The sequence below is a fragment of the Nissabacter sp. SGAir0207 genome, from assembly GCF_005491205.1.
Lineage (GTDB): Bacteria > Pseudomonadota > Gammaproteobacteria > Enterobacterales > Enterobacteriaceae > Chimaeribacter.
The window spans coordinates 1243760-1267454 of sequence record NZ_CP028035.1; the positions used below are offsets into that span (position 1 = coordinate 1243760).

21 protein-coding genes and 1 tRNA gene are annotated in these 23695 nt (G+C 61.6%); 6 read left to right on the forward strand and 16 right to left on the reverse strand.

The annotated features are described in order from the left end of the window. Complete coding sequence (locus C1N62_RS05265; RefSeq protein WP_137762637.1) at window positions 1–1164, forward strand: HlyD family efflux transporter periplasmic adaptor subunit; 1164 nt, start codon at window positions 1–3, stop codon at window positions 1162–1164. A 580-nt stretch (window positions 1165–1744) separates the two neighbouring features. Here the strand turns inward: C1N62_RS05265 and C1N62_RS05270 are convergent. The 3 genes from C1N62_RS05270 to C1N62_RS05280 all read right to left on the reverse strand — a co-directional run bounded on the left by C1N62_RS05270 (window position 1745) and on the right by C1N62_RS05280 (window position 5297). Continuing rightward, window positions 1745–2275 carry a GNAT family N-acetyltransferase gene (locus tag C1N62_RS05270; RefSeq protein ID WP_137762638.1) on the reverse strand — a complete coding sequence of 177 codons (531 nt, stop codon included), beginning with the start codon at window positions 2273–2275 and terminating at the stop codon, window positions 1745–1747. Window positions 2276–2278: 3 nt separating this feature from the next. Continuing rightward, the gene (locus tag C1N62_RS05275; RefSeq protein ID WP_137762639.1) at window positions 2279–2548 is read right to left on the reverse strand and encodes a DUF1778 domain-containing protein; all 270 of its coding nucleotides are present in this window, start codon (window positions 2546–2548) and stop codon (window positions 2279–2281) included. 757 nt (window positions 2549–3305) lie between these two features. After that, on the reverse strand, window positions 3306–5297 hold the full coding sequence (locus C1N62_RS05280; RefSeq protein WP_137762640.1) for a DUF4034 domain-containing protein: 1992 nt from the start codon (window positions 5295–5297) through the stop codon (window positions 3306–3308). Between the two features lie 715 nt (window positions 5298–6012). Between C1N62_RS05280 and ompC the strand changes: the two genes are divergently transcribed. After that, window positions 6013–7113: a porin OmpC gene (gene ompC, locus C1N62_RS05285; RefSeq protein ID WP_137762641.1), complete on the forward strand. Its 1101-nt coding sequence runs from the start codon at window positions 6013–6015 to the stop codon at window positions 7111–7113. Window positions 7114–7165: 52 nt separating this feature from the next. On the opposite strand, the gene C1N62_RS05290 is transcribed toward ompC, so the two are convergent. The 7 genes from C1N62_RS05290 to C1N62_RS05320 all read right to left on the reverse strand — a co-directional run bounded on the left by C1N62_RS05290 (window position 7166) and on the right by C1N62_RS05320 (window position 11699). Next, entirely contained in the window at window positions 7166–7552 is a 387-nt protein-coding gene (locus C1N62_RS05290; protein WP_137762642.1) for a helix-turn-helix domain-containing protein, read from the reverse strand. 118 nt (window positions 7553–7670) lie between these two features. Beyond that, a complete protein-coding gene (locus tag C1N62_RS05295) occupies window positions 7671–7886 on the reverse strand; it encodes a hypothetical protein (RefSeq protein WP_137762643.1) in 216 nt (71 codons plus the stop codon). Window positions 7887–8515: 629 nt separating this feature from the next. Then, window positions 8516–8860, reverse strand: coding sequence for a DUF2502 domain-containing protein (locus C1N62_RS05300; protein WP_137762644.1), 345 nt, complete (start codon window positions 8858–8860; stop codon window positions 8516–8518). A 144-nt stretch (window positions 8861–9004) separates the two neighbouring features. Beyond that, on the reverse strand, window positions 9005–9250 hold the full coding sequence (locus tag C1N62_RS05305) for a DinI family protein (protein WP_137762645.1): 246 nt from the start codon (window positions 9248–9250) through the stop codon (window positions 9005–9007). Between the two features lie 266 nt (window positions 9251–9516). Further along, window positions 9517–9593, reverse strand: a tRNA-Pro gene (locus C1N62_RS05310). Between the two features lie 78 nt (window positions 9594–9671). Continuing rightward, window positions 9672–11447, reverse strand: a complete 1776-nt coding sequence (yejM, locus tag C1N62_RS05315; RefSeq protein WP_137762646.1) for an LPS biosynthesis-modulating metalloenzyme YejM — start codon at window positions 11445–11447, stop codon at window positions 9672–9674. A gap of 24 nt (window positions 11448–11471) precedes the next feature. Then, entirely contained in the window at window positions 11472–11699 is a 228-nt protein-coding gene (locus C1N62_RS05320; RefSeq protein ID WP_137762647.1) for a YejL family protein, read from the reverse strand. Between the two features lie 194 nt (window positions 11700–11893). On the opposite strand from C1N62_RS05320, the gene yejK reads away from it, so the two are divergent. Continuing rightward, window positions 11894–12904 (forward strand): nucleoid-associated protein YejK, encoded by a 1011-nt coding sequence (gene yejK / locus C1N62_RS05325; protein WP_137762648.1) that lies wholly within the window; start codon window positions 11894–11896, stop codon window positions 12902–12904. 92 nt (window positions 12905–12996) lie between these two features. On the opposite strand, the gene rplY is transcribed toward yejK, so the two are convergent. Continuing rightward, window positions 12997–13281 carry a 50S ribosomal protein L25 gene (gene rplY / locus C1N62_RS05330; RefSeq protein WP_137762649.1) on the reverse strand — a complete coding sequence of 95 codons (285 nt, stop codon included), beginning with the start codon at window positions 13279–13281 and terminating at the stop codon, window positions 12997–12999. Window positions 13282–13418: 137 nt separating this feature from the next. Continuing rightward, window positions 13419–15179, reverse strand: a complete 1761-nt coding sequence (locus C1N62_RS05335; RefSeq protein WP_137762650.1) for a DEAD/DEAH box helicase — start codon at window positions 15177–15179, stop codon at window positions 13419–13421. A 225-nt stretch (window positions 15180–15404) separates the two neighbouring features. Between C1N62_RS05335 and rsuA the strand changes: the two genes are divergently transcribed. The 3 genes from rsuA to C1N62_RS05350 all read left to right on the forward strand — a co-directional run bounded on the left by rsuA (window position 15405) and on the right by C1N62_RS05350 (window position 18108). Continuing rightward, window positions 15405–16109, forward strand: coding sequence for a 16S rRNA pseudouridine(516) synthase RsuA (gene rsuA / locus C1N62_RS05340; RefSeq protein WP_137762651.1), 705 nt, complete (start codon window positions 15405–15407; stop codon window positions 16107–16109). A gap of 112 nt (window positions 16110–16221) precedes the next feature. Next, on the forward strand, window positions 16222–17373 hold the full coding sequence (locus C1N62_RS05345; protein WP_370465593.1) for a Bcr/CflA family multidrug efflux MFS transporter: 1152 nt from the start codon (window positions 16222–16224) through the stop codon (window positions 17371–17373). 396 nt (window positions 17374–17769) lie between these two features. Next, window positions 17770–18108 carry a YejG family protein gene (locus tag C1N62_RS05350; protein ID WP_137764912.1) on the forward strand — a complete coding sequence of 113 codons (339 nt, stop codon included), beginning with the start codon at window positions 17770–17772 and terminating at the stop codon, window positions 18106–18108. Here the strand turns inward: C1N62_RS05350 and yejF are convergent. The 4 genes from yejF to C1N62_RS05370 are packed head-to-tail and all read right to left on the reverse strand — an operon-like array spanning window position 18096 to window position 23665. Beyond that, a complete protein-coding gene (gene yejF, locus C1N62_RS05355; RefSeq protein ID WP_137762653.1) occupies window positions 18096–19718 on the reverse strand; it encodes a microcin C ABC transporter ATP-binding protein YejF in 1623 nt (540 codons plus the stop codon). The two genes, C1N62_RS05350 and yejF, sit on opposite strands and share 13 nt — an antisense overlap. A gap of 1 nt (window position 19719) precedes the next feature. Continuing rightward, window positions 19720–20739 (reverse strand): ABC transporter permease, encoded by a 1020-nt coding sequence (locus tag C1N62_RS05360; RefSeq protein WP_137762654.1) that lies wholly within the window; start codon window positions 20737–20739, stop codon window positions 19720–19722. Continuing rightward, window positions 20736–21824, reverse strand: a complete 1089-nt coding sequence (locus C1N62_RS05365) for a microcin C ABC transporter permease YejB (RefSeq protein WP_137762655.1) — start codon at window positions 21822–21824, stop codon at window positions 20736–20738. The genes C1N62_RS05360 and C1N62_RS05365 overlap by 4 nt, the downstream gene beginning before the upstream one ends. 29 nt (window positions 21825–21853) lie before the next feature. Then, the gene (locus tag C1N62_RS05370; RefSeq protein ID WP_137762656.1) at window positions 21854–23665 is read right to left on the reverse strand and encodes an extracellular solute-binding protein; all 1812 of its coding nucleotides are present in this window, start codon (window positions 23663–23665) and stop codon (window positions 21854–21856) included. Window positions 23666–23695 lie beyond the last annotated feature (30 nt).

Sequence of the window (23695 nt, forward strand, 5' to 3'; positions counted from 1 at the left end):
ATGACCCTCATAACGGATGATTTTGAACGTCAGGAGAAGCGCGTTTCCGGCATTATCTGGCTCTCATTGCTGGCGCTGGTGCTGTTTTTTGTCTGGGCCTATTTTGCGGTGCTGGATGAGGTGACAGTCGGCACCGGCAAGGTGACGCCCTCGAGCCGCGCCCAGCAGATTGAGAGCCTGGACGGCGGCGTGATCAAGCAGTTGCTGGTGCAGGAGGGGAGCATCGTCAATAAGGGGCAGATTTTGGCGCGCCTCGACCCGACCCGCTTCCAGTCCAACTTTGGCGAGGCGGCCGCGCGGGTGCGCACCTTACGTGCCTCCGCCGAACGCCTGAGCGCCGAACTGACCGGCGCACCGCTGGTGTTCAGCGCCGAGTCGATGAAGTCGCCGGAGCTGGTGGCGCGCGAGCGTCAGCTCTATCTGTCGCGCAAGCAGAACCGCGACGAGACGGTGAAGAACTTGCAGGATTCGTTGCGGCTGGTGGAGCAGGAGTTACGGATGACCGAGCCACTGGTCGCCAAAGGCGCGGCCGGGCAGGTGGAAGTGATCCGCCTGCGGCGGCAGGCCAGCGAGATCCGCGGCAAGATTGACGAGGCGCGCAACCAGTACGCGGTGAAGGCGCGCGAGGAGCAGGTGAAGAACAACGCCGATCTGGAGGCCGAGATGCAGGTAATGGCCGGCAAGGAGGATCAGGTGACGCGTGCCGAGATGTTCTCGCCGGTGCGCGGCATCGTGAAGGACATTCAGGTGACCACCGTGGGCGGCGTGCTGCAACCGGGCGGCAAGCTGATGGAGATCGTGCCGATTGAGGATCAGTTGCTGATTGAGACGCGCATCAACCCACGCGACATCGCCTACATCCGCCCCGGCCTGCCAGCGACGGTGAAGATCACCGCCTACGACTCCTCCATCTACGGCGACCTGAAGGGCCAGGTGGAGACGGTGTCGCCCGACACCATCCAGGACGAGGTGAAGCGTGACCAGTTCTACTACCGCGTCTACGTCCGCACCGACCGTGCCTTCCTGACCAACCGCAGCGGCCGCCAGTTCCCCATCGTGCCGGGGATGGTCGCCACCGTGGACATTAAGACCGGCCAGAAGAGCGTGATGGACTACTTGCTGAAGCCATTGAACAAGGTGAAGGAGTCGTTGAGGGAACGGTGAGGGGGGGAGGGGGGCTGATGGCCCCCTTAGCCCCCGCTGGGGAGTGGTTTCAGGCACTCTTGGGGGCCTGTGGCTTCGCTAGGCCGGAGAAGGGTTTCGGGCACTCGTGGGTGCTTGTGGCCGAGCCAGGCCGGAGCAGGGTTTCGGTTGTTCGGATTCCTTTTTCTGCTTCGGCCCCGGAGCCTCAACCGAGCAGGGCCTGCCGGCGCGCCGGCCCTGCACCCGCGCGCTTTGGGGTGAAGTGGCTAATCATTGCCCGCTCTCGCGGGTGACCCTCGCTGCGTCTCCGGGCTTCCGGGCCGGCCCAGACGCGCTCCCGGCGCGGCTGGCCCTTTCGCGGGCGTCCTGCCCGCTCACCCGGCCCTACGACTCCACTCGGCAATGATTTAACGCCCCCACCTCCTCTGCAAATGCTTGGCTATGTGAGGAAATAGTTGGGGGGTATTGGAAAGTGGGATGTGCCCGTTCATCTGTCCTTGTGACTCTACTCGGCAATGATTAATGCCCCCCACCGTTTCTGCAAATACTTGGCTATGTGAGGAAAGAGTAGGGGTATTTTTTTGGGGTGCGATGCTTTTGCTTATTCGTCTTTCTCATCAAACAGCTGTTCAATAGATTTGGTTGGGTAAAAGAGGTAGTTCTCACTCTCTCCCTCAAGTTGTGTAAAACCCAATCTCAGATAGAAGTTTTTCGCATCTGCATTTAGCGCTTCGACAAACATTCCGTGAATGCCAACGACCTGTGATGCCCGGTAAACGACTTTCATGGCATGGGCGACAAGCAACTCTCCCCAGCCTTGCCGATGGATGTCTTTGTCAATTGCCAGACGACCCAAGGTCACGCTTGGGACGTTCTTGTAAGGCACTCGCCTTTGCTGCGTTTTGCTTGGAAGAAAGGTCTTTTCAAAGCAACTGCCTGACAATGTGTAGTACCCCATGACGCGCGGCTTTTCCTCTCGCGTAATGAGCATATAACCACGTAAAACTTTGTTGTTGTGCTGGCGCCTTAGGTGCTCAGTAAGAAAAGTATTGAGGTACGCTTCCCCGCAATCGAAATTGCTTAAATCATATTCAACTTCCTCAGAAAAAATCTCTACTTTTAAACCATCCACTTATTACTCCATTTGTTGTAGACGCTTGGCTGCTCGTTTCAACCGGCTGTTTGGTTCTGGTGGGTTATTGATGGCATCCTGAACCAAGTTCCATGACTCCTCGCTGAGGATCAGGCGGCGGTGCTGGTCAATAATTTCTGCTGCACGTTGAGAGGCCGTGTTAACCATGAACTGTGAAATGGACTGGTTAGTCATTGCCGCGGCTTCTTCGATCAGGCTTTTGTCGTTTTCGTTCAGTCTTAGATCGATGCGCTGTTTCTTCAAGGTTGACATGTCTTTCTCCTCGACCGCCCATGACGCAGGAAGGGCGATGACTCCTCGTTACGAGCCATAAGGCTCTCTCTATTTTTTAGACGGTATGCCTACTATTTTATCAATGTCGAATAATGTACGGAATTATGCCGTACAAATATGGTAGGGTTTCACAGGTGAGAACTCAACCATTATTGTGCTTTAAAAAGGTACAGACCAGAATGATTCTTACACCTGCTGAAACGCGTAATAACCATTTATAATCAATTTGTTATGGCAAATATATTCAGTAAACTGACAATATGACTATCCACCCATTACCGAGTGGAGTCGCAAGGCCGGATGAGCGGGCACATCGCACCCTCAAAAAAAATTCCCCAACTATTTCCTCACATACCTACAGCGCGCAGAGGAGGTGGGGGCGTTAAATCATTGCCGAGTGAAGTCGCAGGGCCGGGTGAGCGGGCAGGACGCCCGCGAAAGGGCCAGCCGCGCCGGGAGCGCGTCTGGGCCGGCCCGCAAGCCCGGAGACGTAGCGAGGGTCACCCGCGAGAGCGGGCAATGATTAGCCATTTCACCCAAAAGCGCGCGGGTGCAGGGCCGGCGCGCCGGCAGGCCCTGCTCGGTTGAGGCTCCGGGGCCGAAGCAGAAAAAGGAATCCGAACAACCGAAACCCTGCTCCGGCCTCAGCGAGGCCAAAGGCAATCGCAATGCCTGAAAATCTTTCCCGCCCCAAGCGCGGCCACAGGCATCCCCCATGCCAAAACAAAGAGGGATACTAAGGGGCCTCGCCCCTTAGCCCCACCGACTCCAGAGCCTGAGAGTCACTCAATTTCCGCTTATCCTGCCAGAGCGCCATCCGCCCGCGCAGGGTGGTGCTCAGGCCCTCCAGCGCGCTGCGCGCTTCGTCAAATGCCGGGTTCAGGCTGAGCGCCAGCTCAAACAGCCGCTGCGCCATGTAGCGGTTGCGATCGCAGCCCAGACCGTTCAGCCAGGCCATGCCGAGCGACCAGGCGGCCTCGGCGCGGGTGCGGCTCTCCTCATCACGGATAATCTCCGGCAACCACTGATCCACCGCCTGACGGCGATCGGCCTCCGGGCCAGCCTCCAGCGCCCAGGTGGCGCGCCAGTAACGGGCGTGCAGATCGCCACCGGCAATCGCCTGCTGATACCAGCGCATCGCCCCGGCGTAGTCAGGCTCGCCGCCGCTGCCCTCGCGCAGCGCATTGGCGTAAGCGAACATCGCTGGCACCATGCCCGCCTCGGCGGCGCGGCCAGCGGCCTGCATCGCCCCGTGCGCGCTCTGCAACGCCTCCGGAACATCCTCGTGCCAGGCGTTACGGTAGAACAGGTACAGCTCATAACTGTGCAACGCGCTGCCGCGTAGGGCCATCCCCAACAGCATGGTGTGGGCGGCGTTGAGATCGCCATGCAGCGCCATATCGTGCGCGAGCGTGATCTGCTGCTGCTCGGTCTGTTCACGCGCGCCATCCGCCGCCAGCAGGGAGGCGGCGTAATCCATCAGCGAGGCGGAAAGGCGCAGGTTCTCCGGCACGCCATACAGCCCGTGGGCGCTGGCGCAGGCCGCGAAGGCCGCCAACAGCGCATCGGAGGGGAAGGCGCAGGCGCGCTGCAACAGGCTCGCCAGCACGCCGTGCTCATCCTCCACACCGGAAGCCAGCACCGCCCGCGAGATAAACAGCGTGGCGAAGGGGGAGGGCGTCGCCTCCGGGCACAGCGGCAGCATCTCGGCGTAACAGGCCAGCCCGGCGGCATCGTCATCCTGCCAGTAGGCCAGACAGGGCGCGGCCGCCTCCAGCAACCGCCAGCGCAGCGCCGGGGCAAGATCGGCGGCCAGCACCTCCGCCAGCCGCTGCTGCAACTGCGTTGCCCGGTCGCTCTCCGGCTCGGCCACGTCGCCAGCCAGCGCCGCCAACAGCGCCTCGGCACGGAAACGCTGGCGCGTCTCCTCCTCAAAGGCCGCCATCAGCGGGCCTTCCACCACCTCCTCCATCCGCGCCTGATCGCCGCCCCACGCCGGGGTCTGGAACACCAGCCACGACTCCAGCGTCCCGCTGTCACCCGGCCGCACCGCCAGCGCCAGCCGTAGCCAATAGTCCACCGGGGCCTCCGCCTCTTCACGCGGCGGCAACGATGCTGGTAACTGCGACGGCCAGACGGAAGGCGCGGCCGCGCCCAGCCGGTGCAGCCAGCTGACGCCCTCGGCCCACAGCGGGTTGTTCTCCAACTTGAACTTCTGATGCAGCGGCAGCGGAACCTCGCCAGCGAACAGTGCGCGCAGCCAGTAAGGCTCGCCAAAGCCGCCGCTCAGGGTCATCAGGTGGCGGAAGGCGTGGGTCGGGCGCGGGTGGCAGGCCACTGCATCCAGCAGCGCCAGCACCGCATGGTCACAGCAGAGCTGCGCGCCCAGCCACTGGCTGTCCGGCATCTCAGCCTCGTCGCCCTGGCTGCGGATCGCCCACGCCTGCTCATGCCAGAACATGCCGAGCAACACCCGCGCATGGTAGCTCGTCGGTGAGTGCAGCACCCACTCCTGTAGCAACTCCAGCCGGCCGGCCGCGTCCAACTCGCCGCCGCTGAACAGGGTCTCCATGCTCATCACCACGCCGTAGGGGCTGCGGGGATCGCTGTGCGACTGCCAGCCGCGCATCTGCATCAGCAGCCACTCGTCCAGTTTGGCGAAGCGGCGGGTCAGAAGCAGGGTGCGCGCCCGCAGGATCTCATCGGGCTGGGTGTCAGGGTGTGGCATGCGGTTCCTTTATGGTGGCAGGTGGCGGTCAGGGCGTGATTATGCGAATTTTCTCGGCATAAGTCTAAGTAATGGCGGCCGCGCGCCGCAGCCAGAATGTTCCGAGAAGCGCAATCGCAGGCATGGTGGGCAGAAAATAACGGCACTGTTTATCAGGGAAATAAAGTGTAAGCCGGGATGTTGCCTATTTTTCTGTGGAGTGACTATTATTTATTCCATTAAAGATGGAGTGATGTTTATTTGCTCAGCGATAATCGATGATTACCGTTATTATCAATCACGCAGAATAACTATTTATTCAGAGCAATAAAAAACCGGCCAAAAGGCCGGTGCAAAAAACAGTCAAATTATCGGAGATAATGAAGATAAATACAAATAATGATGATAGCGGGAGGAAGTATATAGTTAATTTACAGATTTGCTTTATCACAATGTGCGATAAAGTAAATCTATGATAAATAACTGATTTGTATGAATTGGCGCGCCTGCTTTACCATAAGATGCTTTATTGTCTTTATTTTTACGCTGGAAAAATGCACTTATTTTTACAACCAGATACGCTTATTTATAACAAGGAAACATTATCACTAGGTTGGTAGCATTTTCTTTCTGGATTAATTATTCACTTATCATGAGAATGAATTCGCCTTGTCGGGCTTTAATTATTATTTGGTAACAGTGGCGCACGCCCGACATCACGATCGAGGAAATTACAATGAAACTCCGCATTCTCTCTCTGATGGTTCCCGCTTTATTGGTTGCCGGCACCGCAGGTGCTGCAGAAATCTATAACAAAGATGGCAACAAGCTGGATCTGTTCGGCAAGATTGACGGTTTGCACTACTTCTCTGACAACGACGGCAGCGATGGCGACCAGTCCTACATGCGCTTCGGCCTGCGTGGCGAGACTCAAATCTCCAACCAGTTAACCGGGTACGGCGAGTGGGAGTACCAGGTGGCGCTGAACAACGCCGAGTCCGAAGGCTCCGCGGACACCTTCACCCGTGTGGGCTTCGCTGGCCTGAAGTTCGGTGACTACGGCTCTCTGGACTACGGCCGTAACTACGGCGTGATCTATGACGTGGGCGCCTGGACCGACGTCCTGCCGGAGTTCGGCGGCGACACCTACGGCGCTGACAACTTCATGATGCAGCGCGGCAACGGTATGCTGACCTACCGCAACAACAACTTCTTTGGTCTGGTGGATGGCCTGAGCCTCGGCCTGCAGTATCAGGGCAAAAACAGCAGCGGCTCCGGCGAAGATGGCCGCAGCGTGCTGGACAGCAACGGCGACGGCTATGGCCTCTCCCTCTCCTACGATCTGGGCAACGGTATCAGCGCCGCGGCGGCTTACGCCAGCTCTGACCGCACTGACGACCAGAACAACGCGGCCCTGTATGGCCACGGCGACCGTGCGGACGCCTACACCGGCGGCCTGAAGTATGACGCCAACAACATCTACCTGGCGGCGATGTACACCAAAACCTACAACGCGACCCGCTTTGGCGACAACAGCAGCACCATTGAAGGCTTCGCCAACGAAGCGGACAACTGGGAAGCGGTGGCGCAGTACCAGTTCGACTTCGGCCTGCGTCCGTCCGTGGCCTACCTGCAATCACGCGGCAAGGACATTGAGGGCTTCGGCAATCAGGATCTGCTGAAATATGTCGACGTGGGCGCGACCTACTACTTCAACAAAAACATGTCCACCTATGTGGATTACAAAATCAACCTGTTGGATGACAACGAGTTCACCCGCGCGGCCGGCATCAACACCGACGACGTGGTGGGCGTAGGTCTGGTTTACCAGTTCTAAGCTTGATGAATTGACAGGGCCGGCACGATGCCGGCCCTTTTTTTATGCAAAATCAGGCGGATTTCTGGTGCACCAGATGCAGCGGTGGGGCGATGTCCAGCGTGATGTCCGGGTTCTGCCGGTACTCCAGCGGGGTGATGTTGAAGCGCTTGCGGAACATATAGGTGAAGTGCGACTGCGAACCGAAGCCAAAATCCATCGCGATATCAAAGATGGGGGTGTCACTGGCGCTAAGCTGGTAGGCCGCACCCGCCAGACGGCGTTCGCGGATATATTTTCCTAGCGAAATGCCCGTCGACTCTTTGAACAGTTTCTGCATGTGCCATAAGGAGTAGCCAGAGTACTCAGCCAGCTCTTCCAGGTGAATGACACGGCCAAGGTGGTTTTCAATCCACTTGCTCAGGGCGCAGACAACGGTGATATGGATATCTGGTGTCATGGGTTTGTCTGTTTCTGAATAGGTATAGGGGCAGTATACACAAATTCTATGAAATAGCGGAGCCGGGGGGGAGGGGGCGGAAATGCGCCGGGCCAGCGTGGCCGCCCGGCGCAGATCGTCAGTGGCTCAAATGGCGGGCCAGAATATCGAAGGCGGCGGCGCGGCTCTCAACCGGGTCGGTCGAGAGGGGATTGGCGCTGTTGCCCTCCACCTTGACCACCCACCAGCCCTCCTCCTCATCAAATACCGCGTAGCTGCCCTTTTCACAGTCTGTCAGCAGGTCGCCCGCCTCAAGCTGGTAGACCGTGTGGTGCATGTAGTTTGTTTTGAGCATGTTTCATCCTTGATTTCAGTAGCCTGGAAACAGCTGCCGTGACGAAGTGCCCTGGCATGGCTGTGGCGCCAAGGGGACGCCCCAGGCCGGCCCACTAGTATCCGCCCGGTATGCCTGGCTGTGAAGGGGCGGATCGCAATTCTGCGAGTTGCCACAAAAAGTGCGGCGGGACTGGCTTAAAACAGGTGGGTCGCCAGCATGGCCAGCGCCAGCCAGAACAGCGCGCAGCTGCCAATCAGCAGCGTCCAAAGGGTGGTAGGGGTCAGGTGCATGGCAGCCTCCGCAGGGGCAAAACAGGAGCGGCCATTATCCGTTGTGGGAGGGGAGGGCAATTGGCCGAGCAGCGCGGTGAAGCAGGGCCTTTTCACTGGTTGACATGCGGGCGCTTCCGCCCGCCGTGCCGCCCGCTTAACCCCAGGGCGGGGTGCCCTGCATCAGCGAAATGACGCCCACGCACACTGCCACAAAGCAGAACAACACCATCAGCAACCGTTTCATACGCCCGCACCCCTTTCACGCGACCATGCAGATTGACCGGCAATATTTTTTCAGAAAAACGGCAAAAGACAATCTGAATTTTAAGAAAGGAGGCAGGTGAACCGGCCGCCGGGCGGCAGCCGGTAAAGGGGTCAGTCGTGGTCGTGGTGCCAGCCCGGCGGTGGGCCATCATCGTGCCAGTGCGGGGGGCCGTCATCGCGCCAGCCATCATGCCAGTGCGGCGGGGGCGGCCCGTGGTGGGGCGGCTCCTCGACCCATACCCAGCGGCCCTCATGGTGGCGGTGGTGATGCCACCAGTCCGGGTCGCGCCAGTCGTCGCCATCCCAGTAGTAACCGCGCCGATCCTGATCCCCGATATGCAGGGAGAGGCCGGGCACATCCACACCCAGCTCGACTTCCGCGTGTGACACCTGCGGAAGAGCCAGCAGCGGCAGGGAGAGTGAGAGCAAGGTGAACAGCGTGACGGTTTTTTTCATCGTATTAACTCCAGCCTGATCGTCAGGTGCGGCTAAAGTAATGCTGAAAAAAAGCGTCGGCTATAGGATTTTATCCCTTTTACGCACTCCTACGGTTTCTTAACAGATGTGACAGGAATCACACCCTTTTCGCGACCGTACGGATCAATAGTCGTCGTGCGTCAGCCACTCATCCGCATCATCGAACATCTCTTCGACCAGACGGTTCAGTACGGACTTGTCCTGCTTGCTGGCGTCGCTGTTCAGGCCGTTGGCCTGCATCGCCTTCACTTTAACCTCTGCATCCGGGAACACCCGGTGAACCCGCTTGGTCAGCTCCGCGGTGATCAGGGCATGGGCATTCGGCAGCCCGGCAACGTTACGTTTGTCGTAAATCAGCTCTACACGCATGACGCGTCCTTACATGTGGCAATTTAGGGTGTTAAGGTGGACGAATATACAGTTGTTGTTGCCATTTCGCCAGAGTTTGCCAGACGGCGGCAAAAATTTTTTTGCGGTGAGGGAGGGGCATGGATGGCGCTATTGACGCGGGGAGAACGGCGGCCAGTCTGGCGCGTCTGCCACCTATTCTGGAAAACAAAAAACCCGCAGTCTCAAAGAGAGTGCGGGTTTTTTGTGGGGTATCCAGCTGTAACGGGTACGGCTGGAAAAAGAGTTGGTCGGCATGAGAGGATTCGAACCTCCGACCCCCGACACCCCATGACGGTGCGCTACCAGGCTGCGCTACATGCCGACGCTATGGGCGACTATACTACCGATTCCCGGCCCGATTGCAAGAGGGCGGCGTAATGACTGCTTTAGTTTTAAGCAGTTAGTCAGCAATAAAGCGCCGTTCGTCGGTCAGCACCTGCAACAGTAGCGCCAGTTGCGGCTTCTCGTTTTTCATCTCCTGACCGTCGCGATCGTAGACCCGGTAGTCGCCGCCAGCGCTCAACAGCAGCGTCTGCGTCGGCGTGGTCACCAGCAGGTTGCCGTGATCGCCGGTGGTCACCCAGTCATGGCGGCGGCGCGCGGCGAACAGATCCTCGCCCTGCGAGTAGTCGGCGGCGCGCGTCTCCACATGCAACAGGCGCTGCATCAGCGTGGCCATCACATCCTCATGGCTGGTCAGCTTGCTGATCTGCTGCGCTGGCGTGCCCGGCCAGTGGATGGCCAGCGGCACCTGCAACTGCTGGCGGCTGTCGCCGTTCGCCAGCTTGCCCTTGTCACCGAGCGCCATGCCGTGGCTGCCGGTGATCACCACCACCGTGCGCTCCAGCTGGCCGCTGGCCCGCAGGCTCTCCAGCACCGCGGCAATCTGCTCATCCATCTGCCCGGCGGCGCGGCGGTACTGCTGCGCCAGCGCATTGCCAGTGAGCGGCTTGCCGTCACTGTCCAACGCCTGACTGATGCCGTTGAAGCTCAGATAGGAGAACCAGGGCGCCTTGCCGTTGCGGCCAGCCAGCCACTGCTGCCACTGCTGGCGCGTCTGGCGGTCGCTTTGTGGGGCCGGGGCTGGCAGTGAGAAGTCGGCCAGCAGCGCCTGACGGTAGAGCGCCGAGCGGAAGCCATCCGAGGCGAACAGCCCGAACTGGTAGCCCTGGCTGCTCAACGCGGCAATCAGGGCGCTGGGTTTGCGCGCCGACAGAATGCCGTCCATATAGGTCGGCGAAATGCCATAGAACAGCCCAAACAGGCCGCTGTCATTCTGGTTGCCAGCGCTGTAGTGCTGGCTGAAGGCAATATTCTGCTGGGCAAAGGCGGCCAGCGTGGGCATGGTCTGCGCCAGATTGTCGGCGCGCAGGCTCTCCGCCGTCACCAGCAGCAGGTTATAGCCGCTGCCGCCATCGCGGAAGGTGATGGCATTTAGTGGGTACTCCACCGCCACCGCTTCCGGCTTGCCCTGCTGCGCCAGTCGGCGCTGGTACTCCTGCGCATCCAGCAAGCCATGTTTCTCCAGGAACTTACGGGCGGTCATCGGGTAGGAGAGCGGCAGGTTGGCGCGCTGCATGGTAATGGGACGGTAGAAATTGGCATCCGCCCAGATATAGAGCAGGTGCGAACTGAAGAAGGTCAATATAAACAGCATCGCCAGCGGCTTGCCGAAGCGCTGCCGGTTAAGGCTGCGCAGCTTCTGCCACGCCCAGGTGCCAAACAGCATCTCCACCAGGAAGATCACGGGCACGCTGATGAACATCAGTTGCCAGTCACGCGCCAGCTCGCCCTGTTCCGGGTTGACCACCAGCTCCCACACCACCGGGTTGAGGTGCAGGTGGAAGCGGGTGAACACCTCGCTGTCAACCAGCAGCAGCGTCAGCCCGGCGGTGGCGAAGGCGGCGGAGAGGAACCTCAACAGCCGTTGCGACATCACCACGAAGGTGAGCGGGAAGATGATCAGCAGGTAGGCGGCGAAGCCAATGAAGCTGAAGTGGCCCAGCAGGCTGACGAAGGCGTAGATGCGGCCAGCCAGCGAGGCGGGCCAGTCAGAGACAAACAGGTAACGGCTGCCCAACCCCAGGCAAAGCAGGATATTGAACAGGGCGAACCAGTGCCCCCAGCTGATCATCTGGGAGACTTTTTCGCGGTAGCGCTGACGATTGTTCACCATACGGGGTTCAGGGCGGCTGTCGTTTTAATGGGCTGTATCGTCGCGGACTGAAGCCTGCAACGCGTCGGCAAACGAGCGCGCCAGGTGTTTACGCTGCGCCGGCGCAACGCTGGTATTGATCAGATTGGTCACCATATTGCCCAGCACCATCAATGAGAGATCGGTCGGGGTACGGTGCTTCTCCAGAACGCTCACCAGCTCGGCAAGCAGTTGTTCGACGTGTTCGTCGCTGTAACGGGATGATTGTGGCATAGTTTACTGTGCTTCTTAACCTGACAAAGTCCAATATCTTAACGTATAGACGCGTGAGTTTCCCCACTTTTATAACATTATACGCGACGTGGGCGTAAGCCTGCGCCCGGCCCCCCGCTTTTAAGTTGCAGCAAGCCGCCTTCGGTGTTTGAATACGCGGCGCACGGCATACCCCACCACGAGAGGAGAGCACCATGAGTCTGGATATCGGCCAGATCGCCCTACACCAGTTGATCAAACGGGACGAGCAGACACTTGAGGTGGTACTGCGCGACTCCCTGCTTACCACCAATGCGGCGGTGGATGAGATGATGGCTGAGTTGCACCGCGTCTACAGCGCCAAGAGCAAGGCCTATGGCCTGTTCAATGAGGGGAGCGAGCTGGCTGACGCGCTGCGTGCCTGCCGCAAGGGCGACGACGATTTCCTCGCCTTCTCCCGCGCCGCCACCGGCCGGCTGCGCGATGAGCTGGCCAAATACCCGTTCGCCAGCGGTGGCGTGGTGCTGTTCTGCCAGTATCGCTACCTGGCGGTGGAGTACCTATTGATTGCGGTGTTGGATAACTGCCCAAGTATGCGCGTCAATGAGCAGCTCGACATCAGCAGCACCCACTATCTGGACATCAACCATGCGGACATCGTGGCGCGCATCGATCTGACCGAGTGGGAGACCAACCCGGAGTCGAGCCGTTACCTCACCTTCCTGAAGGGGCGGGTAGGGCGCAAGGTCGCGGACTTCTTCATGGATTTCCTCGGCGCGGCCGAGGGGCTGGACACCAAGGCGCAGAACCGCGGCCTGTTGCAGGCGGTGGATGACTACTGTGCCGAGGGGCAACTGGATAAGAACGAGCGTCAGGCTTATCGCCAGCAGGTCTACAGCTACTGCAACGAGCAGTTGCAGGCCGGCGAGGAGATTGCGCTGACGGAACTGGCACAGGCGCTGCCGCCGATTGGCGAGCGCGATTTCAAGCAGTTCTCACAGGATGAGGGCTACTCGCTGGAGGAGAATTTCCCGGCGGATCGCAGCACCCTGCGCCAGCTGACCAAATTCTCTGGCAGCGGCGGCGGGCTGAGCATCAACTTTGACGCGCTGCTGATGGGGGAGCGGATCTTCTGGGACCCGGCCACCGACACGCTGACCATCAAGGGCACGCCGCCCAACTTGCGTGACCAGCTGCAACGCCGCCTGAGCGGGGGCGACAAATAGCCAGCCTGTTTTCAGGGCAATAAAAAACGCCGCAGATGCGGCGTTTTTTATTTGGCGAACCCCGGCGTCCCGGAGCCATCATACTGCGTTGCTTATGCGCGAACGAAGTCGATGTGAGCCAGTTTCGGCTTGAACGGGTGACGCTGTACAGCCTGAACTTTAACTTTGGTCTCTTTACCGTCGACAACCAGAGTCAGGGTTTCGCCATAGAATTCAGCTTTCGCTTCCATGTTCTTAACCAGATCATGGTCCAGCTCGATAGCGATCGGTGCTTCAGTACCGCCGTAAATGATTGCTGGGAATTTGTTAGCTGCGCGCAGGCGGCGGCTCGCACCCTTACCCTGCTCTTTACGTACTTCTACATTGATAGTGAACATTGTTTTTTCTCTTTAAGAAATTAACCCTGCTACAGGCGACCCAGCAACAGGTAGGAGATTTCAGCGTTGCGCCTTTTCAGGCGGCAAAGCGGGCGGCATTTTACCGGATTACTCCTGTCGCGGCAATGAAAATAGCCTTAGCCGCGCAGTTCATTGGCGCGGCGGAAGCGCCCCTGATAGTCGAACACCTTTTCGCGGATCTGCCAGAAGCGCCCCTTCAGGCGCGCCACCACAAAATCGGGGTGGCGGAACAGCGCCTGCTGCGCCAGCACGTCGGCGGCGCTCTGCCAGCTAAAGGGCACGCCCGGCGCGCGCTGGTGCGGCCGCACGAACAGCTGCTGGAACGCCAGTTTCTGCGCCGGGCTGCTCAGGCGGAAGCGCTCGCTGGCGCTGGCGCCATCCTCGTCGTAGTAGGTGACGTTCAGCCATTCGCCTTTGTCATCGCGCCCGCTCTCCAGCGCCATGCCACCGCAGCGCAGCACCAGCGCATCTTTCAGCTTCAGCGCCGCCTTCAGCATGTCATCGGGATCGACCAGCACCTGATTGCACTGGTGGCAGCGGCGCGCGGCGATGTCATTCTCCGCGCCGCAGTGCGGGCAGCTTTTGGCGCGGAAGCGGAAGTCGCACTGCTCGCGGTGGCCCTCATCGTCCTCGAACCAGCCCTGGCAGCGGCGGCCAAAGTGCTCAATCACCGTGCCGTCCGGCAGCGCCTTGCCCCAGAACAGGTTGGCGAAACCGCAGGCCGGGCAGAACACCTGCACCGGCTGGTTGTCAGAGGCCCCCTTGGCGGCACCCACCTCCGGCGTGAACAGGTCGTGCGGGTTGCCAGCGTAGTCGAGGATCAGGCAATCCTGCTTGCCGGGGCTGAGGCGCAGGCCGCGGCCCACGATCTGCTGGTAGAGGCTGACCGACTCGGTCGGGCGCAGAATGGCAATCAGGTCAACGTGTGGCGCGTCAAAGCCGGTGGTCAGTACCGCCACGTTGACCAGATAGCGCAGTTGCTGCTGCTTGAAGGCCTCAATCAGCCGATCACGCTCGGCGGGCGGCGTCTGGGCGCTCACCAGTGCCGCCTCGCCAGCCGGTAGCAGGCCGTGGATCTCGCCAGCGTGCTCGACGGTGGCAGCGAAGATCATCACCCCACGCCGGTCGGCGGCATACTCCATGATCTGGCTGATGATGTGCGGGGTGATGCGCTGTTGCTGCTTCAGCTCGCGGTTCAATTCAGATTCGTTGAACAGCCCGTTGCTGTTGGCCTGCAAGCGGCTGAAATCATACTGCACCACCGGCATGTCGAGCCGCTCCGGCGGCACCAGAAAGCCATGCTTGATCATGTAGCGCAGCGGCAGCTCATAGATGCAGTCGCGGAACAGGCTCTTTTCATCGCCGCGCACCATGCCGTGGTAGTGGAACTGGTAGATCCACCCCTTGCCGAGGCGGTAGGGGGTGGCGGTCAGCCCCAGCAGCCGCAGCTGGGGGTTGGCGCGCCGCAGGTGGTTAAGCACCTGCTGGTACTGGCTCTCATCCTCGTCGCTGATGCGGTGGCACTCATCGACAATCAGCAATGAGAAGGCACCATCGAACTGGTCGAGGTTGCGCGCCACCGACTGCACGCTGCCGAACACCACTTTGCCAGCGCTCGCCTTCTGTTGCAGCCCGGCGGCGAAGATGTCCGCCTCCAGCCCATAGGCGCGATACTTGGCATGGTTCTGCGCCACCAGCTCCTTGACGTGCGCCAGCACCAGCACCCGGCCGCGCGCCAGCCGCGCCAGTTCAGCGATCACCAGACTCTTGCCAGCCCCGGTGGGCAGCACGATCACCGCCGGATCCTGGCGACGGCGGAAGTAGCTCAGCGTGGCCTCGACGGCCTCGCGCTGGTAGGGGCGAAGGGTAAATGACATGGGGTGTCCTGCAACAGAAGGGGGCGGTAATTCAGCCAACAGTATGCCAAATTTCAGCCCGCATGGCGACCCGGCCAGATAAGCCGCGCCCGTGGCTATGATAGCGCGGCAAGCCCGGCTATACTGGCGGGTTCATATTGCCCTCCCACCCCCTCGGGAGGGCTGTCATCGATGGCGCGCGGCCGCAGGCAGCGTGGCCGCTCCTCAAAGGGCGTAAAAGATTTAATGCGACTGGACAAGTTTTTATCTCAGCAACTGGGCATCAGCCGGGCGCTGGTGGCGCGTGAGCTGCGCGCCAAACGCGTAACGGTAGACGGCGAGATCGTCAAAAGCGGGGCGCTGAAGCTCACGCCGGAGAACGTGGTGGAATTTGATGGCAACCCGCTCGAACAGCAGAACGGGCCGCGCTACTTCATGCTGAACAAGCCGCAGGGCTATGTCTGCTCCACGGATGACCCCGATCACCCGACAGTGCTCTACTTCCTGGATGAGCCGGTGGCGTACAAGCTGCACGCCGCGGGCCGACTGGATATCGATACCACCGGGCTGGTGCTGATGACCGACGACGGCCAGTGGTCGCACCGCATCACCGCGCCAAAGCACCACTGCGAGAAGACCTATTTGGTGACGCTGGAGCAGCCGCTGTCGCCGGAGACGCCGCAGCAGTTCCTCGACGGCGTGCAGCTGCACGGCGAGAAGAACCTGACCCTGCCGGCACAGCTGGAGCAGCTGGAGCCGACGTTGGTGCGCCTGACCATCCGCGAGGGGCGCTACCATCAGGTGAAGCGTATGTTCGCCGCCGTCGGCAACCGCGTGCTGGAGCTGCACCGCGAACGTATCGGCGCGATTGCGCTGGATGAGGATCTGGCACCGGGCGAGTATCGCCCCCTGACCGACGATGAGATTGCCAGCGTCGGCGTGCCGCGCTGATGACATTGACGCCTGCGGCCCCGCAGGCGTTTTTTTAGAGACAGGAGCAGTAAAGGTGCAAGAAAAGCGCGCGTCCCAGACGGGATTGGTGTTGATTTTGGGACTGTTGTCGATGCTGATGCCGCTGGCGATAGATATGTATCTGCCCAGTATGCCAGTGATCGCCAAGGAGTTCGGCGTTTCCGGCGGCAGCGTGCAGATGACGCTGAGCGCCTATGTATTGGGCTTTGCCATCGGCCAGCTCTTCTACGGCCCGATGGCCGACAGCCTGGGGCGCAAGCCGGTGATCCTCGGCGGCACGCTGGTGTTTGCCCTGGCGGGCGCGGCCTGCGCGATGGCGCAATCGGTTGACCAGCTAGTGCACATGCGCTTCCTGCATGGCCTCTCGGCGGCGGCGGCCAGCGTGGTGATCAATGCCCTGATGCGGGACATGTTCACCAAGGAGGAGTTCTCCCGCATGATGTCGTTCGTGATGCTGGTGATGACGGTGGCCCCGCTGCTGGCCCCAATGCTGGGCGGCGCGCTGATGGTGCTGTTCACCTGGCACGCCATCTTCTGGAGCATGGCCGGTGCGGCGCTGGTGGCCTCGCTGCTGGTGCTGCTGTTCATCCGTGAGACGCTGCCCAAAGAGCGGCGGCAGAAGTTTAACCTGCGCACCACCGCCGGCAACTTCGCCAGCCTGTTCCGCCACAAGCGGGTGTTCAGCTACATGCTGGCGAGCGGCTTCTCTTTCGCGGGCATGTTCTCCTTCCTGAGCTGCGGGCCGTTTGTCTACATTGAGCTGAACGGTGTGTCGCCGCAGCACTTCGGCTTCTACTTTGCGCTGAACGTGGTGTTTATGGTGGTGATGACGCTGTTCAACAGCCGCAACGTGCGCCGCGTCGGGGCCAGCGGCATGTTCCGCATCGGTTTGCTGGTGCAGTTCGTGATGGGCATCTGGCTGCTGGTGGCGACCGCCTCCGGCCTCGGCTTCTGGGCGCTGGTGCTGGGTGTGGCCGGTTATGTGGGCTGCATCGCGATGGTCACCTCCAATGCGATGGCAGTGATCATGGATGACTTCCCGCACATGGCGGGCACCGCCGCCTCGCTGGCTGGCACCCTGCGCTTTGGCAGCGGGGCGCTGATTGGCTCCCTGCTCTCGATGCTGCCCGCGCACAGCGCCTGGCCGATGGTCGGCTCCATGGCCTTCTGCATCACCGCCGCGGGCCTGCTCTACCTCTACGCCAGCCGTCCCGGCAAGGCAGCGGCCGCCACGGCCAGCTAACCTCCTATCGCGGCCCGCACAGGGCCGCGATCTGCCTCTTTTTCCTGCCTTTTTTTGCCCGTTGAGGGGTTTCCCTCAAAGTCAATTTGTTTACATGCAAATCAATTAGTTACGCAATGAAATTGTCTTTTCTGCCGCCAATTGTTTCTTTTTTGTAAAATAATAAGGTATAAAAAGTAATCAGATTGCACAAAAATGGTTGAGATACAGCGAGTAAAGGGTTACAACTAACAAAAAATGAGACCTGGCTCTCACCGTTTCCGGGCGCGACAGGGCCTCGGCGGGTGAACCCGGCCATCCGTCATAACGCGTTTTTCACCCAAGGCAGGGCGGCAAGTGCTGGCCGCACCAAGTTGGGCAACGCGCGGTGATAACCTGATCTTCTGGGGATTGAACGTGAACACGATGCCGCTCTCTGTGGTACACCGCTTGCCGCACCACTACCGCTGGCTGGCTGGCTTCACTGGCGTCAAGGTGGAGCCGGTTCCCCCTGCCAGCGATGGCGATAACCTGATCGGCCTGAAACTGCTGAGCCACGATGGCGACTCTGCCTGGCAGGTGCTGGAGAAGCTGCGCCTGACGCTGGCGGAGATCCAGGTGGACTCCTCGGTGGTGGAGTGGGAAGGGGAGCCGTGCCTGTTTGTCGGCGGCAATGACGAAGACGCTACCCTCTGCCGCCTGAAAAACGTTGGCGCGGCGATTGCCGATTCGCTTAAGGCGCTCTATCCCTTCTGATCCCAGCCGGGGCCGCCGACGGCGGCCTGCCGCACCAGCTGGCGCGTATAGTCGCTCGCTGGCGCACGGAAAATCTGCTCGCACTCGCCCTGTTCCACCACCTCCCCCTGCCGCAAGACCACCACTTGGTGGCACAGCATACGCACCACCTGCAAATCGTGGCTGATAAACAGGTAGGCCAGCCCGTGGCGCTGTTGCAGTGCCGTCAGCAGCGCCAGAATTTGCGCCTGCACCGAGCGGTCAAGGGAGGAGGTCGGCTCATCCAAAATCAGCAGTTCCGGTTGCAGAATCAGTGCGCGGGCAATGGCGATGCGCTGGCGCTGGCCGCCGGAGAACTCACCGGGGTAGCGGTGGCGGCTCTCCGGGTCCAGCCCCACCTCCTCCAGCGCCTGCACCACCCGCGCCTCCCGTTCAACGGGCGACAGCGACTGGTGCACCGCCAGCCCCTCGGCGACAATCTGCGCCACCGTCATGCGCGGGCTGAGGGCGGAGTGCGGATCCTGGAATACCACCTGAATACGGCGGCGGAACGGCAGCAGCTGGCGGCGGCTTAACCCCTGCAACGGCTGGCCGTCGAAGCGGATGTTCCCCTCTGACGCCAGCAGCCGCAGCAGTGCCAGCCCGGTGGTGCTCTTACCGGAGCCGGATTCGCCCACCAGCCCGAGCGCCTCGCCGCGCCGTAGGGTAAAGCTCAGCCCGGCCAGCGCCGGCGGGGGCGGCGGGTCACGGCGGAACAGCCGACGGCGGCGCGGGAAGGTGACGCGCAGGTTCTCCACCCCCAGCAGCGGCGGCGCGTCGGCGGCCAATGGCTGCGGCTGCCCCTGTGGCTCGGCCGCCAGCAGGGCGCGGGTGTAGGAGTGTTGCGGCGCGCCAAATAGCTGCGCCCTCGGTGCCTGCTCCACGCAGCGCCCCTGACGCATCACCGCGACGTTATCCGCCAGTTGCCGCACGATGTTCAGGTCATGGGTGATGAACAGCAGTGCCATGTTCAGCTCACGCTTCAGCGAGGCCAGCAGCTGCAAGATCTGCGCCTGCACCGTCACATCCAGCGCGGTGGTTGGCTCATCGGCAATCAGCAGCGCCGGCTGGGTCAATATCGCCATCGCAATCATCACCCGCTGGCGCTCGCCGCCGGAGAGCTGGTGCGGGTAGTCGGCCAGCCGACGCAGCGGGTTGCGGATGCCGACGCGATCGAGGCAGGCCAGAACCTCACCGCGCGCCGCCTCGCGCCGCATCCCGCGGTGCAGGCTCAGCACCTCCATCAACTGCTTCTCCAGCGTGTGCAGCGGATTGAGCGACACCATCGGCTCCTGGAAAATCATCGCGATGCGGTTGCCGCGCACTTGCCGCAGCCGCGCCTCGCTGGCGTGCAGCAGCGTCTCGCCCTCAAACAGGATGTCGCCCTGTGGGTAGGCGACCGGCGGCGCGGGCAGTAGCCGCAGCACCGACAGCGCGGTGACGCTCTTGCCAGAGCCGGATTCGCCCACCAACGCCAGCGTTTCGCCAGCCGCCAGCGACAGGCTGAGATCGGTGACCACCTGGCGCGCCTGCCCGCCCTGATGGAAGGCAATGCTGAGCTGGCGGATCTCGAGCAGCGGGGAAGTGGGCATATCAGTAGGCCTTGTTCGGGTCAAAGGCGTCGCGCACCGCGTCACCAATAAAGATCAACAGGGAGAGCAGGAGGGCCAGCACGGCAAAGGCCACCAGCCCCAGCCAGGGTGCCTGCAGGTTATTTTTGCCCTCCAGCAGCAGCGCGCCGAGGGAGGGGGAGCCAATCGGCAGGCCAAAACCGAGGAAATCCAGCGAGGTGAGGGTGGTGATCGCGCCGCACAGGATAAACGGCAGGTAGGTGAGGGTGGCGACCATCGCATTCGGCAGCATGTGCCGCAGGATAATCTGCCGGTCGGGCACCCCCATCGCCTGCGCCGCGCGGATATAGTCAAAGTTGCGCGCGCGCAGGAACTCGGCGCGCACCACGCCCACCAGCGTCATCCAGCCAAACAGCACGGTGATCAGCAGCAGCCACCAGAAGCTGGGCTGCACCACGCTCGAGAGCAGGATCAGCAGGAACAGCGTCGGCATCCCTGACCACACTTCAATAAAGCGCTGGCCGAGCAGGTCGATGCGCCCGCCATAGTAGCCCTGCACCGCGCCAGCCAGAATGCCGAGCGCGCTGGTGCAGAGGGTCAGCAGCAGGCCAAACAGCATCGAGATACGGAAGCCATACAGCACCTGCGCCAGCACGTCGCCGCCCTTGCTGTCGGTGCCGAGCCAGTTGTGGCGATCCGGCGGCGAGGGGAAGGGGCCGCCAGCAAAGTTGATGGTGCGGTAGCTGTAGCGCACCGGCGCCCAGATGGCCCAGCCATGCTGCGCGATCTGCGCCTGCACCGCCGGGTCCTGGTAGTCCGCTGCCGTCTCCAGCGGGCTGCCGAAGGTGCTCTCCGGGTAGTCCACCACCAGCGGCAGGTAGAACTCGCCCTGATAACGCACCAGCAGCGGCCGCTCATTCGCCAGCACGTTCGCCAACAGCGCCAGCGCAAACAGCAGCAGGAAGATCCACAGCGACCAGTAGCCGCGCCGGTTGTGACAGAAGCGCGCCCAGCGCGCGCGGTTCAGGGGAGAGAGGCTCATCCGCGCCCCTCAAAGTCGATGCGCGGATCGACCAGCGTGTAGGTGATATCGCTGAGGATATTCAGCAGCAGGCCAATCAGCGTGAAGATGTAAAGGGTGCCGAACATCACCGGGTAGTCGCGTTGCAGGGTGGCGTCATAGCCCAGCAAGCCAAGGCCGTTCAGGGAGAACATCACCTCGATCAGCAGCGAACCGGTAAAGAACATGCTGATAAAGGTGGCCGGGAAGCCCGCGATCACCAGCAGCATGGCGTTACGGAACACGTGGCGGTAGAGGATCTGCTTTTCGCCCAGCCCCTTGGCGCGCGCCGTCACCACATACTGCTTGCGCACCTCATCCAGAAAGGCATTTTTGGTCAGCATGGTCAGGGTGGCGAAGCCGCCAATCACCGTCGCCAGCACCGGCAGGGTAAGGTGCCAGAAGTAGTCCGCCACCTTGCCATACCAGGGCAGGGTGTCAAAGTTGCCGGAGACCAGCCCGCGCAGCGGGAACCAGTCGAGGTAACTGCCGCCAGCGAACAGCACTATCAGCAGGATGGCAAACAGGAAGGCCGGGATGGCGTAGCCAAAGATAATCAGGCTGCTGCTCCAGGTGTCGAAGGCGCTGCCATTGTGCACCGCCTTGCGGATGCCGAGCGGGATGGAGACCAGATAGATGATCAGCGTGCTCCAGACGCCGAGGCTGGCGGAGACCGGCAGGCTCTGCACCACCAGATCCATCACCGACGCGCCACGGAACAGGCTGTCGCCGAAATCGAGCCGGGCGTAGCGCCACAGCATCTCCAGGTAGCGCTCATGCAGCGGCTTGTCGAAGCCAAAGCGCGCCGTGATCTCCGCCACCACCTCCGGGTCCAGCCCGCGCGCGCCCCGGTAGGCACCGTCGCCCGCCGCCGGGCGCGCGCTACCGAGCGACTCACTGCCGGCGGTATTGACCGCCAGCCCGCTGCCCTGACCAAACTGGATATTGGCGATCGCCTGATCCACCGGGCCGCCGGGGGCAATCTGCACGATCAAAAAGTTCAGCGTGATGATCGCCCACAGCGTGGGGATGATCAGCAGCAGGCGGCGCAGCACATAGCGGGTCACCGTGTCTCTCCCATCTTGATTGTTGCTCCTTAGCGCCGTTCGGCCGGCAGGCGGGCCGCTTTATTGACATCGTACCACCAGCAATCGAGATCCATGCCATACAGCGGGCGGATGGCCGGTTGCGAGAATTTGTCCCAGTAGGCGTAGCGCTCGCGCTTGGAGTACCACATCGGGATCATCAGTTGTTGCCAGGTCAGCACCCGATCCAGCGCCCGCCCGAGCGCGCGCAGTGGCGCAGGCTGGCCTTGGTGCCGGACGATCGCCTCCACCAGCTGGTCAATCGCCGGATCCTGCACGCCGGGGGCGTTGTAGCTGGAGTCGAGGTAGCCCGACGCCCAGCGCACCATCAGGTCACCGTTCGGGTACTGCATCGCGCGGTAGAGCGTCGGCAGCATGTCATAGTCCCGGCTGCGCAGGCGGCTGAGGAACTGTGAGTTGTCCACCTCGCGCAGGGTGAGGGTGATGCCCAGCCGCTGCAAGTTGTGCTGGAACGGCAGCACGAACTGGTTATTGCCGCCAGCGGGCAGCAGCAGCTCAAACTGGAACGGCGCGCCGCTGCGCGCGTCCACCAGCTGCTGGTCGCGCACCTCATAGCCAGCCTCGCGCAGCAACGCCGTCGCCTTCAGCAGGTTGGCGCGGTCATTGCCACTGCCGTCGCTGCGCGGCGGCTGGTAGAGGGTGGTGAACACCTCCGGCGGCACCTTGCCCTTCAGCGGGCCGAGCCACGCCAGCTCCGCCGCGTCCGGGTAGCTGCGGGCGGCGTACTCGGTGTTCTGGAAGTAGCTGTCGGCGCGCTGGTAGGCACCGTAGAACAGCGCCCGGTTCATCCACTCAAAATCAAACGCCAGCCCAATGGCCTCCCGCACCCGGCGGTCACGGAATAGCGGCCGCTGGGTATTGAAGGCCAGCCAGCGGGTGTCCTGCGCCGCCTCACTCTCTTCATCGCGCTTGGCGATATAGTTTTTGCTGAAGTTTGGCCCGGTGTACTGGGTCGCCCAGCTCTTGGGCGAGCCTTCGCTGCGAAAGTCATAACTGCCAGCCTTGAACGCCTGAAGCGCCACCTTGTCATCCAGGAAGTAGTCGTAGCGCAGCGTGTCCAGGTTGAAGCGGCCGCGGTTGACCGGCAGGTCGGCCGCCCAGTAGTCGCGCACGCGGCTGTAAACCACATACTGCCCGAGGCGGTAGTCAGTGATCTGGTAGGGGCCACCGCCCAGCGGCGGGGCGGGCAGCGGGTCGCTCAGTTTGTGCTGTTGCCAATAGTGCGCTGGCAATACGGGCAGGCCGCCCAGCAGCCCCAGCACCTGATCGCGGTCTGGCGTCGGGAACTCAAAGCGCACCGTCAGTCGGCTGATGGCGGCCACCTTCACCCCCTTGTAGAACAGCCGGAACTGCGGCACCCCCTCGGTCATGAACTTCTGGAAGGTGAAGGAGAGGTCGCGCGCGGTGACCGGTGTGCCATCCTGGAAGCGGGCGCGTGGGTTGATCGCCACCTCTACCCACTTCAGGCTGTCGGGGTAGCGGGCGGACTCGGCCACCAGCGGGTAGTAGCTGCCAATCTCATCGCTGGAGGCGACAAACAGGGTGTCATAGAGCTGGCCGCTGCGGGCGGCCGGGTTGCCGCGCATGGCGAAGCGGTTGAAGTTGTCATAAGTGCCGAGCGCCGCCTGACGCAGTGTGCCGCCTTTGGGCGCGGCCGGGTTGACGTAGTCGAAGTGGCTGAAGCCAGCCCCATATTTCGGTGTGCCAAGGATGGCGAAGGCGTAGCTCTCATTGATGATATCGGCCCTGGCCGCTGGCAGGCTGACGAGCAACAGCAGGGCAAGCAGTAATCGTGGCACCATGAACAGCTCCTGAAGGTGGCCGGCGCGGCG